At 42.8% G+C, this 11781-nt stretch carries 14 protein-coding genes; 12 read left to right on the top strand and 2 right to left on the bottom strand.

Features of this window, described 5'->3' with window-relative positions:
* Positions 1-81: 81 nt before the first annotated feature.
* Positions 82-261 carry a YjzC family protein gene (locus tag M1D69_RS15055; protein WP_458105641.1) on the top strand — a complete coding sequence of 60 codons (180 nt, stop codon included), beginning with the start codon at positions 82-84 and terminating at the stop codon, positions 259-261.
* Positions 262-306: 45 nt separating this feature from the next.
* On the opposite strand, the gene M1D69_RS15050 is transcribed toward M1D69_RS15055, so the two are convergent.
* Entirely contained in the window at positions 307-492 is a 186-nt protein-coding gene (locus M1D69_RS15050) for a YjzD family protein (RefSeq protein WP_010333727.1), read from the bottom strand.
* A 258-nt stretch (positions 493-750) separates the two neighbouring features.
* Between M1D69_RS15050 and M1D69_RS15045 the strand changes: the two genes are divergently transcribed.
* The 4 genes from M1D69_RS15045 to comZ all read left to right on the top strand — a co-directional run bounded on the left by M1D69_RS15045 (position 751) and on the right by comZ (position 3384).
* Positions 751-1488 (top strand): hypothetical protein, encoded by a 738-nt coding sequence (locus M1D69_RS15045; protein WP_024120901.1) that lies wholly within the window; start codon positions 751-753, stop codon positions 1486-1488.
* A gap of 82 nt (positions 1489-1570) precedes the next feature.
* Positions 1571-2134 (top strand): hypothetical protein, encoded by a 564-nt coding sequence (locus tag M1D69_RS15040; RefSeq protein ID WP_458105642.1) that lies wholly within the window; start codon positions 1571-1573, stop codon positions 2132-2134.
* A 90-nt stretch (positions 2135-2224) separates the two neighbouring features.
* A complete protein-coding gene (locus tag M1D69_RS15035) occupies positions 2225-3178 on the top strand; it encodes a BMP family ABC transporter substrate-binding protein (protein ID WP_458105643.1) in 954 nt (317 codons plus the stop codon).
* Between the two features lie 14 nt (positions 3179-3192).
* Positions 3193-3384, top strand: coding sequence for a ComG operon transcriptional repressor ComZ (gene comZ / locus M1D69_RS15030; protein ID WP_003224559.1), 192 nt, complete (start codon positions 3193-3195; stop codon positions 3382-3384).
* A gap of 29 nt (positions 3385-3413) precedes the next feature.
* Here comZ and M1D69_RS15025 read toward each other — a convergent pair whose 3' ends face one another.
* Positions 3414-3644 (bottom strand): hypothetical protein, encoded by a 231-nt coding sequence (locus M1D69_RS15025; RefSeq protein ID WP_458105644.1) that lies wholly within the window; start codon positions 3642-3644, stop codon positions 3414-3416.
* A gap of 165 nt (positions 3645-3809) precedes the next feature.
* On the opposite strand from M1D69_RS15025, the gene fabH reads away from it, so the two are divergent.
* The 7 genes from fabH to appB all read left to right on the top strand — a co-directional run bounded on the left by fabH (position 3810) and on the right by appB (position 11780).
* Complete coding sequence (gene fabH / locus M1D69_RS15020) at positions 3810-4748, top strand: beta-ketoacyl-ACP synthase III (protein WP_010333732.1); 939 nt, start codon at positions 3810-3812, stop codon at positions 4746-4748.
* A 22-nt stretch (positions 4749-4770) separates the two neighbouring features.
* Positions 4771-6009 (top strand): beta-ketoacyl-ACP synthase II, encoded by a 1239-nt coding sequence (fabF, locus tag M1D69_RS15015; protein ID WP_458105645.1) that lies wholly within the window; start codon positions 4771-4773, stop codon positions 6007-6009.
* Positions 6010-6089: 80 nt separating this feature from the next.
* Positions 6090-6875 carry a DUF2268 domain-containing protein gene (locus M1D69_RS15010; protein WP_458105646.1) on the top strand — a complete coding sequence of 262 codons (786 nt, stop codon included), beginning with the start codon at positions 6090-6092 and terminating at the stop codon, positions 6873-6875.
* 190 nt (positions 6876-7065) lie between these two features.
* Positions 7066-8052 (top strand): oligopeptide ABC transporter ATP-binding protein AppD, encoded by a 987-nt coding sequence (gene appD / locus M1D69_RS15005; RefSeq protein WP_458105647.1) that lies wholly within the window; start codon positions 7066-7068, stop codon positions 8050-8052.
* Positions 8049-9038 carry an oligopeptide ABC transporter ATP-binding protein AppF gene (appF, locus tag M1D69_RS15000; RefSeq protein ID WP_044156397.1) on the top strand — a complete coding sequence of 330 codons (990 nt, stop codon included), beginning with the start codon at positions 8049-8051 and terminating at the stop codon, positions 9036-9038. The genes appD and appF overlap by 4 nt, the downstream gene beginning before the upstream one ends.
* A gap of 87 nt (positions 9039-9125) precedes the next feature.
* Positions 9126-10754 (top strand): peptide-binding protein, encoded by a 1629-nt coding sequence (locus M1D69_RS14995; protein WP_458105648.1) that lies wholly within the window; start codon positions 9126-9128, stop codon positions 10752-10754.
* Positions 10755-10829: 75 nt separating this feature from the next.
* On the top strand, positions 10830-11780 hold the full coding sequence (gene appB, locus M1D69_RS14990) for an oligopeptide ABC transporter permease AppB (protein ID WP_394714603.1): 951 nt from the start codon (positions 10830-10832) through the stop codon (positions 11778-11780).
* Position 11781: the final 1 nt, after the last annotated feature.

Here is an 11781-nt window from a genome sequence, read left to right as displayed (position 1 = left end):
GGTCTCAGCAGTTTTTTTATGGAAACATATTCACACCCGCTTAGGCGCATACTACACGAAAAAGGAAAAGGAGGAAAAGCAGTGGGACAGCAGCATCAATTCCGGCCCGGGCAGAAAGCGCCCAACAACGGCATCTACGTAGAAATCGGCGAGACAGGGAGTATGGTCAAAAACCCGCAAAAGGTCAATCTGTCAGCAGGAGATATGTTTCCTGAAACATCTAATCACAACCGCCTGTGGACGTATAAAAGAAAACCGTGATCACGAAAAAACCCAAAACAATACATGTTTTGGGTTTTTGGATTATTAATGCTGGCTGGCATTGTTGTTCATAGGCATGATTGCTGCTAGCGCCATGATCAGCACATATAAAACGACAGCAATTACGGATGATGTTGTGAAGTTATACGCTACACTGTTCATGCTGGCAATCAAATAGCATGCCATATGCGATAAAAGGAACGTCCAAATAAAAGCAATAATAAATCGCACGTTTCCACCTCGTCCTTCTCATTCTATTCTAGAAGTTATCATACCATACATAAAGCCAAGGGGGAATCTAATTTTAGAAGAAAGTGAGGTGACAAAAGAGTCTGATTCGTCACATTTTTAATGGTAAAATATAAAAAATAAATATCGTCAATTGGTATAATAGCCAAAACATAGAAAGGCTAGGACTTTACCTTATTCGTTTCTTTTCTTTTTACATAAGATAGCGTGAGATGAAGTGTGAAAGGAGGCGGGCAAGCGATGGGAATAACGGAAAGGTATTTTCAATTGGGAACGGAGCATAACGTGATTCATCTGCCCTATCGTCCGAACGGCTTTGGCATCTTTGTCCTCGGGGACAGAACCCACTTTGTCGGTAATGATTCAAGCTTTTGGCTTCAGCATTACGGCAGAAATCAGCTTTTAAATATGCTGAGGGACGAAGGCTATACCATTTTTAACAGCAATCTGTTCGGAAGGCACTGGGGCGCGGAAAAAGCGGTCACCTATGCCAAACAGCTGATACATTTCGTGTTGAAGCAGGAAATACTCAATCCGAAGATTCATATTTTAGCAGAAGGGATGGGCGCTCTCGTGGCCGATGAACTGCTTCGTTTTTCCCCGGATCATATCCGATCAGCCGCAATGTTGAATCCTTGTCTCGATCTTCAGGCACATTATGAATCAGAAAAAGAAAATAAATTTTTCTATAAGCAATTTTTGAAAGAGGTATCGGAAAGCTACGAAATCTCCGAAAAAGAAGCGGCTTCACTCCGTTATAAAACAATCGAAAGCTATCCGAGCAGCGTACCGGTTCATATATGGCAGCGGATGACCGGAGCACCGTATCCGTACAGCCTGCATGCGGAAGTATTTAAGGAAAAGCAGCAGCAAAACCAAGGCTGTCCGGTTGACATAACGTTTCATTTATTTGAGCACCCAAGCAGGATCTATGCATCAATCTGCAAATTCTTTCACAGGCATGAAAAAGAGTTATAAAGAATACAATAACAATAGCCTTCTCTTTTGCGGAGGCTGTTTTGCTTTGGATAAATGAAAAACCGGAAGGGCGGCAGATGAAATGGAATCAACGCTGATTGTAGGGGCGGATGAATTTTTCGGCCTTTCTTTATGCGAGCGAATGATGGATGAAGGCATATACGTCGATGTCGTTTTGGCTGAAACAGATGATGAAAACAGACAAATGTACTTAGAAGAAAGACTCATGTGGCTTGGAAGAAACGAGCACTTTCGGCAGCTTGAGCACATTGAGGATCAAAAGTATGATACGATTTGTATCCAATATGGCAGCGGCTTTCTGCCTTTGGACCAATATAAATCCGCTTATGTATTGGTATACGAACAAGACCGAAAAGAGTGGGAGAAACATGAAAAGACAGGTTCAGAAAAAGCGGTGATCCTTCCTAAAATGTATGGGCCGTGGAAAGAAGAACAGGAGGAAGAGGGCTTTTATACAGAAGATGTAGCTGACGAACTGTTGAGATTCCTGCTTGAGCCCGGCCGTGATACAGGCAAAGATTGCATTTTTGATTTGCAAGTCACGAAAAAAACTTCAAAAGATGAAGCGAAAACAAAAATTCTTGAGTGGAAAAGACAATTTTCATCAATTTTCGACAAATATTAAGAAAAACCTTCCATGTTTCGAGTTTTCTAGATACAATAAACGTATCATTTGAATACATGTGATAGCTTGTCAAAAGGAGTTGAACATGACTTGATCACAAGGCTTGTCATGATCTTTTCTGTCCTCCTTTTATTAAGCGGATGTGGACAAACTCCGTTTAAAGGAAAAATTGAGAAGGTCGGCATGCTCTTTCCTGATACGATTAATGACCTCGTATGGGGCACAAAAGGGTATAAAGGATTACTGAATATACAATCTAAATACAATGTGGACGTCTACTATAAAGAAGGCGTAAAAACAGATGAAGATATTATAAATGCGATTGAAGATTTTCATAAGCGCGGCGTCAATCTCCTCTTTGGCCATGGAAGTGAGTATGAAGAAGTATTTAACTTGGTCAGTGAAGACTATCCGGATATGCAGTTTGTGATTTCAAATGCAAAAGCAAAAGCGGACAATGTCACAAGCGTTCATCTCAGCGGGGAAGCAATCGGCTTTTTCGGCGGAATGACCGCTGCCCATATGTCAAAAACCAATCAGGTCGGCGTCATCGCTTCTTTTTCATGGCAGCCAGAAGTTGACGGCTTTATAAAAGGGGCTAAGTATGAAAATCCTAATATAGAAGTGAATACAAAATATACGGATCACTGGGATGATGATTCGACTGCGGTGAACCTTTATCAAAAAATGAAGAACGAACGCGCGGATGTTGTGTATCCTGCCGGAGACGGGTATAATGTTCCTGTCATTCAGCAAATCAAAAAAGACGGCCTATATGCGATCGGCTATGTCACAGATCAATCCGATCTTGGCGAGAACACCGTGTTAACCAGCACGGTGCAAAATGTGGACAAGGCCTATGAAATTATAGCTGAGCAATTCGACAAAGGGACTTTAAAAGGCGGCGATCACTATTACGATCTGAAAAGCCGAGTTGTCGAAATGGGAACCTTCAGTCCGCTTGTGGACAAAGCCTTTCAGAAAAAAATCGACAAACTGGTCAAAACATATAACAAAACAGGTGAACTGCCAAAAAACGAGTAACGGGGTGACTTTACATGCAGCACGAAAAATCACTTGAGTTTCTGCAAATAGCAATGAAATATCTGCCTGAAGCGAAAGAGCAGCTTGAAAAATCAGGAATAGAGCTGTCGATGGAGGCCATTCAGCCGTTTATGAATTTATTTACAACGGTAATGGCGGAAGCCTATGAGCTGGGTAAATCCGACGCGAAATCTGAAACCGAATAAGAAGAAGCCACTTTCTCGAAAGTGGCTTTTCACATGATTTTCTTTTTAATAGCGGATACCATAGGCGCGAGCTCCTTCAGAGCGGGCTTGATTTGATCGAGAGAGTTCATAATCGAACCGATTTGGTTCATAATATACATGTAATCAATCGTCTCTTCTTCGTTTGCCGGGGAAACCTCCTCTTCCTGCACTTCTTCTTTTTCTGTTTTTTGTTTGGCGCTATCGCCGAACATCATTTTTGAAAACACATCCACCTGCATACGCCTCCTTTTCCATATACCATACTCTATGAGTAAGATGAACCGATAGATTAGACGAATATATTGCCATGTGAAAAAAAATAAGATAGAATTAGTACCTGATACTAATAATTGATCATAACCTGATTGATCTTCTAAATTAACTATACAAAGGAGTCTTCCCTTATGAAAGCTGGAATACTTGGAGTTGGACGTTATATCCCTGAGAAGGTTTTAACAAATCATGATTTAGAAAAAATGGTTGAAACTTCTGACGAGTGGATTCGTACAAGAACAGGAATAGAAGAAAGAAGAATTGCCGCTGATGACGTATATTCATCACATATGGCTGTTGCAGCAGCGAAAAAAGCGCTGGAACAAGCTGAAGTATCCGCTGAGGATCTCGATATGATTCTCGTTGCGACTGTCACACCTGATCAGTCATTTCCTACAGTTTCTTGTATGATTCAAGAACAGCTCGGCGCAAAGAAAGCATGTGCCATGGATATCAGCGCGGCTTGTGCAGGCTTTATGTACGGGGTTGTAACCGGTAAACAATTTATTGAATCCGGAACTTATAAGCATGTCCTTGTTGTCGGTGTAGAAAAGCTCTCAAGCATTACAGACTGGGAAGACCGCAACACAGCCGTTCTGTTTGGTGACGGAGCGGGCGCTGCGGTAGTCGGGCCAGTCAGTGATGACAGAGGAATCCTTTCATTTGAACTAGGAGCAGACGGCACAGGCGGTCAGCACTTGTATCTGAATGAAAAAGGACATACAATCATGAATGGACGTGAAGTTTTCAAATTTGCGGTCCGCCAAATGGGTGAATCATGCGTAAACGTCATTGAAAAAGCCGGGCTCTCAAAAGAGGACGTCGACTTTTTGATTCCGCATCAGGCGAACATCCGCATCATGGAAGCTGCACGTGAGCGTTTAGAGCTTCCTGTCGAAAAGATGTCTAAAACTGTTCATAAATATGGAAACACTTCTGCCGCATCCATTCCTATTTCTCTAGTAGAAGAATTGGAAGCCGGTAAAATCAAAGATGGCGATGTGATCGTCATGGTAGGATTCGGCGGAGGATTAACTTGGGGCGCCATTGCAATCCGCTGGGGCCGATAAAAAAAGGTGAGGTGCACACAAGATGAGTAAAAAAAGAGTAGTTGTTACAGGACTCGGAGCATTGTCTCCTCTTGGCAACGACGTCGATACAAGTTGGAATAACGCAATCAACGGTGTGTCCGGGATCGGTCCGATCACTCGTGTTGATTCTGAAGAATATCCGGCTAAAGTAGCCGCTGAATTAAAAGACTTTAATGTTGAAGATTACATGGACAAAAAAGAAGCAAGAAAAATGGACCGTTTCACTCAATATGCGGTTGTCGCTGCGAAAATGGCAGTTGAAGACGCAGGTCTTGAAATTACTGATGAAATCGCGCCGAGAGTCGGTGTTTGGGTTGGTTCCGGAATCGGAGGGCTTGAAACGCTTGAGTCTCAGTTTGAAATCTTCTTAACAAAAGGCCCGAGACGGGTAAGCCCGTTTTTTGTGCCGATGATGATTCCTGATATGGCGACAGGGCAAATTTCTATCGCTTTAGGAGCAAAGGGAGTTAACTCTTGTACGGTAACTGCATGTGCAACAGGAACAAACTCTATCGGTGACGCGTTTAAAGTGATTCAGCGCGGCGATGCAGACGCTATGATCACAGGCGGAACAGAAGCGCCGCTGACTAGAATGTCATTCGCGGGCTTCAGCGCCAACAAAGCGCTTTCTACAAATCCGGATCCGAAAACAGCGAGCCGTCCGTTTGATAAAAACCGTGATGGATTCGTTATGGGTGAAGGTGCGGGTATTATCGTTCTTGAAGAACTTGAGCATGCACTTGCACGCGGCGCCAAAATTTACGGAGAAATCGTCGGTTACGGTTCGACGGGAGACGCTTATCATATCACAGCGCCTGCCCAAGACGGCGAAGGCGGAGCGAGAGCGATGCAAGAAGCCATTAAAGATGCGGGCATTGCGCCTGAAGAGATTGACTATATCAATGCTCACGGCACAAGCACATATTACAATGACAAATATGAAACAATGGCGATTAAGACAGTTTTTGGCGAGCATGCCTATAAACTTGCGGTAAGCTCTACAAAATCTATGACGGGCCACCTTCTAGGCGCGGCGGGCGGTATTGAAGCCATTTTCTCTGTCCTTGCCATTAAAGAAGGCATGATCCCGCCAACAATCAATATTGAAACGCCTGACGAAGAATGCGATTTAGATTATGTGCCTGATGAAGCACGCAGACAGGATCTCAGCTATGTTCTCAGCAACTCACTGGGATTCGGCGGACATAACGCAACGCTAATCTTCAAAAAGTATCAGTAATCATGACGCCAAACCGGCTGCCCTAAAAGGGTAGCCGGTTTTTTTTCGTGCGCATAGGATAAAAAAGAGGAGGCGATAGCATGAGCGTGGAACAAACATACAAATGGTTTGAAAAAGCCGCTTCAATAGATGATCTGGCGCATTACATTGTCCCGTACTTTTCAAGAACGAAGAAAGAAGACTGGAAAGGCATCTTGGGACATTTGCAGCATCACGGAATGTTTAAAAACATAAAAGAGGGAATAAGCACGTCTTCCATTCTGAAAGAAAAAGGACTTTTCCGGCATATACAAAAAGAGGAGCAGTATCTCAAAAAGAAGTGGCGAGGACCTGACGTGCCGATTGTAGCACTGCCGGTTGATGAAGGTAACAGAAGAATCCGTTTAGAATTCGGGTCAAAATCTGGGCTCGCCTTTCCAGATAAAATGTTCCTCTTTCTCTCGTCAGATATCGAATTGTCCTCGGTTTCAGCCCTTATGACACATGAATATCATCATGTTTGCCGGTTAGATCATATCACAAAAGAGGAAAAAGACGTCACATTACTTGATACAATCATCATGGAGGGGCTGGCAGAATATGCTGTTTATGAGAGGTTAGGCCAAAGCAAAACGGCTGAATGGACCACCTGGTATACCCCTCTGCAGCTTGAGGTTTTTTACGAAAAAAAGATAGCGCCTCATCTGAACATCAAACGGGATCATCGATTGTTCGATCAGCTTTTATACGGCAAAGGATATCAGCCGAAAATGCTTGGATACGCAGTCGGATTCAATATTGTAAAAAAATATTTAACGGAGAACAGAGCCAGTACAACAGAAGGGTTGTCCATCTCTCCTGAAACCTTTTTGAAAGCAACGCTTTAAAAGAATAAAATAATGGAATTCCATTAATAATATTACAATTATCCTAAAAAATTCTTGATTTTGCAAAATGATTGTAATAATATACAACTATAAAATTTTTCGATAATTCAATATTATTTATTATTTCTGAATAGAGGGATTACTTTCTCTTGAAAACGTTTGGTGACAAGAGGGGGAAAGGGGAGCTAGCATGAGCACACTTTTAGAAGTGAATAATTTAAAGACTTATTTTTTTAGAAAAAAGGAGCCGATCCCTGCGGTGGACGGAGTCGATTTCTACATCAAAAAAGGCGAAACCGTGGCGCTTGTAGGCGAATCGGGCTCCGGCAAAAGTATTACTTCATTGTCTATTATGGGTCTCGTCCAGAGCTCAGGCGGAAAAATCATGGACGGTACGATTAAACTCGAAGACAAGGACCTCACCTCATTCACTGAAAATGACTATTGCAAAATCCGCGGAAACGAAGTATCCATGATTTTTCAAGAACCAATGACCTCCCTTAATCCGGTGTTAACGATCGGAGAACAGATTACCGAAGTGCTGATTTACCATAAAAACATGAAGAAAAAAGAAGCGTATCAAAGAGCCGTCGAACTCTTGAAGATGGTTAGGTTTTCAAGAGCGGAGCAAATGATGAAGGAATACCCGCACCGTCTATCTGGCGGCATGAGACAGAGGGTAATGATTGCCATCGCGCTCAGCTGTAATCCAAAACTGCTTATTGCCGATGAACCGACCACGGCGTTAGACGTGACAATACAAGCCCAAGTGCTGGAGCTAATGAAAGATCTCTGCCAGAAGTTTGATACTTCAATTTTGCTGATTACACATGACTTAGGTGTCGTATCGGAAGCAGCCGACAGAGTCATTGTCATGTACTGCGGACAAGTCGTAGAAAATGCCTCAGTCGATGAGTTATTTTTAGAGCCCCTTCATCCTTATACAGAAGGACTGCTTATGTCTATTCCTGTCATAGATGGAGAGATTGATAAATTAAATGCGATTAAAGGCAGTGTGCCGACACCGGATAATCTGCCGCCGGGGTGCCGTTTTGCTCCTAGGTGCCCAAAAGCGATGGATAAATGCTGGACCCATCAGCCTTCGCTTTTGACACACAAAAGCGGAAGATCAGTGAGATGCTTTTTATACGAGGAAGAAGGTGCCGAACAATCATGACAGCAGCTAATCAGGAAACAATTTTAGAACTTCGGGACGTGAAAAAATATTTCCCGATCCGCTCAGGCTTTTTTCAAAGAAAAGTTGGTGATGTGAAAGCGGTGGACGGTGTTTCGTTTTCTTTAAAAAAAGGAGAAACACTCGGAATCGTTGGAGAGTCGGGCTGCGGAAAATCGACTGCCGGCCGAACGATGATCAGGCTGTACAAACCGACTGAAGGCCAGATTCTCTTTAAGGGACAGGATATTTCCAATCTGTCAGAGGAGAATTTACGAAAAAACGTCCGCAAAAATATTCAGATGGTCTTTCAAGATCCATTTGCTTCGCTGAATCCAAGAAAAACGCTGCGTTCTATTATTAAGGAGCCTTTTAACACACATCACATGTACACGATGCGAGAACGAAATGAGAAAGTCGAAGAGCTGCTTGCGAGAGTTGGCCTTCACCCGTCGTTTGCCAGCCGTTATCCCCATGAGTTTTCCGGCGGGCAGCGTCAGCGGATCGGCATTGCAAGAGCCCTCACGCTGAATCCGGAGCTTATCATTGCAGACGAACCGGTTTCTGCACTTGATGTATCGATTCAGGCCCAGGTCATCAACTTAATGGAAGAATTGCAGGAAGAATTTAATCTGACGTATCTATTTATCTCTCATGATCTAAGTGTCGTCCGCCATATCAGCGACAGAGTCGGAGTGATGTATCTTGGCAAAATGATGGAGCTGACCGACAAGCATGAGTTATATGACAACCCGCTGCACCCATACACCCAAGCCCTTTTATCATCTGTCCCGGTTACAAGAAAAAAAGGATCTGTCAAACGTGAACGCATCGTCCTGAAGGGAGAACTGCCAAGTCCGGCCAATCCGCCAAAAGGCTGCGTTTTCCATACAAGATGCCCTGTTGCAAAGCCGATTTGCAAGGAACAAATACCAGAATTCAAAGAAGCTGCTCCCAGCCATTTTGTGGCTTGTCACCTTTATAGCTAATGTTGCCCGCACAGCTTTGAGAGGGGGTATGCATACTACATAAACAACAGCTAAGAAGAACGAACATTTCAAGAGGGGGAATATCTAATGAAAAGACGTAAAACCGCACTGATGATGCTAAGTGTATTAATGGTGATGGCCATCTTTTTATCGGCCTGCTCGGGATCGAAATCAAGCAGCAGCGAGAAAAAATCAACCGGCAAACCGCAGCAGGGCGGGGATTTGGTTGTTGGTTCAATCGGAGAACCCACACTTTTTAACTCTCTGTATTCTACGGATGAAGCAAGTACGGATATTGAAAATATGCTGTACAGCTTTTTAACGAAAACGGATGAAAAACTAAATGTGAAATTGTCACTCGCTGAAAGCATTAAAGAATTAGACGGCGGTCTTGCATATGATGTGAAAATTAAAAAAGGCGTTAAATTTCATGACGGAAAAGAACTGACTGCAGACGACGTCGTATTTACGTACAGTGTCCCTTTAAGCAAAGATTACAAGGGAGAACGCGGTTCAACATATGAAATGCTGAAATCCGTAGAAAAAAAAGGCGATTACGAAGTCTTGTTCAAGCTGAAATATAAAGACGGTAATTTCTACAACAATGCGTTAGACAGCACAGCTATTCTGCCGAAACATATTCTCGGTAATGTTCCGATTGCCGATTTAGAAGAAAATGAGTTTAACAGAAAGAAACCAATCGGTTCAGGACCATTTAAGTTTAAAGAATGGAAGCAGGGCCAATATATTAAGCTCGAAGCGAATGATGATTACTTTGAAGGAAGACCGTATTTAGATACTGTGACGTATAAAGTCATTCCTGACGCAAATGCTGCCGTTGCTCAGCTGCAGGCAGGCGATATTAATTTCTTTAATGTGCCCGCCACTGACTACAAAACGGCTGAAAAATTCAATAACCTAAAAATCGTTACTGATTTGGCATTAAGTTATGTGTACATCGGGTGGAATGAAAAAAATGAATTATTCAAGGATAAAAAGGTTCGTCAAGCGCTGACAACCGCTCTTGACCGCGAGTCAATCGTCAGCCAAGTATTAGATGGAGACGGCGAGGTAGCTTACATTCCGGAAAGCCCTTTATCTTGGAACTATCCTAAAGATATAGATGTTCCGAAATTTGAGTACAACGAGAAAAAAGCGAAACAGATGCTTGCAGAAGCCGGCTGGAAAGATACGAACGGTGACGGTATTCTGGATAAAGACGGAAAGAAATTCTCGTTTACCCTTAAAACGAACCAAGGAAACAAAGTCCGTGAAGACATCGCTGTCGTCGTTCAGGAACAGCTGAAAAAAATCGGTATTGAAGTGAAAACCCAGATCGTTGAATGGAGCGCTCTCGTTGAACAAATGAATCCTCCGAATTGGGATTATGATGCAATGGTCATGGGATGGAGTTTATCCACATTCCCGGATCAATATGACACTTTCCATTCAAGCCAGATTAAAAAGGGTTTAAACTTCGTTTGGTATAAAAATGCCGAAGCGGATAAACTCATGAAAGATGCAAAATCAATCAGTGACAGAAAGCAGTATTCAAAAGAATATGAGCAGATCTATCAAAAAATTGCGGAAGACCAGCCGTATACGTTCTTGTATTACCCTAACAACCATATGGCAATGCCGGAAAATCTTGAAGGATACAAATATCATCCGAAACGTGATTTGTATAATATTGAAAAATGGTGGCTTGCAAAATAAATTTCCCTTAAAGGGGAGGGAGAGCGTTTTCTCCCTCTTCTGTTTTGAATAAGGAAAGTAAAGGGGGACAAGTATATGGCTGCATATATTATCAGAAGAACCTTAATGTCTATCCCGATTTTATTGGGAATTACGATTTTATCATTTGTTATCATGAAAGCCGCGCCCGGAGATCCGATGACATTAATGATGGACCCGAAAATCAGCCAGGCTGACAGAGAGCAGTTTATTGAAAAATACGGTCTGAATGATCCTCAGTACGTTCAATATTTAAAGTGGCTAGGCAACATGGTGCAAGGTGATTTCGGAACGTCTATTGTCAGAAAAGGAACGCCTGTTTCAGAATTGATTATGGCAAGACTGCCCAATACGCTCCTGCTGATGCTAGTTTCAACGATTTTGGCTCTTATGATTTCTATTCCGTTCGGTGTCCTGTCGGCAAAGCGGCCGTATTCAAAGCTCGACTATGGCATTACATTTACCTCGTTTATAGGTCTGGCTATTCCAAACTTTTGGTTTGGATTAATTTTGATTATGGTGTTATCTGTAAATCTCGGATGGTTTCCAACCGGGGGCGTCGAGACGCTGAATACCGAATTCAATATATTTGACCGGATTCATCATTTAATTCTGCCTGCATTCGTTTTAGCTACAGCTGACATGGCCGGACTGACGAGATACACGAGATCCAATATGCTTGATGTATTAAATCAAGATTATATTCGTACAGCGAGAGCAAAAGGATTTAAAGAGAACAGAGTGCTATTTAAACATGGATTGAGGAATGCATTATTACCCGTCATTACAATCTTCGGTTTAATGATTCCCTCCTTTATCGGCGGAGCGGTTGTCGTAGAGCAGATTTTCACTTGGCCGGGGTTAGGAAAGCTGTTTGTCGATTCAGCATTCCAGCGCGATTATCCGGTTATCATGGCAATGACCGTGATCTCGGCGGTTCTTGTCGTTGTCGGAAACCTCATTGCAGACATCCTTTATGCGATTGTTGATCCGCGGATCGAATATTAAA

Source organism: Bacillus sp. PK3-037 (assembly GCF_054161355.1).
Note: the sequence above shows the minus strand (reverse complement) of the source record. Positions and strands in the feature narration are given on the sequence as shown.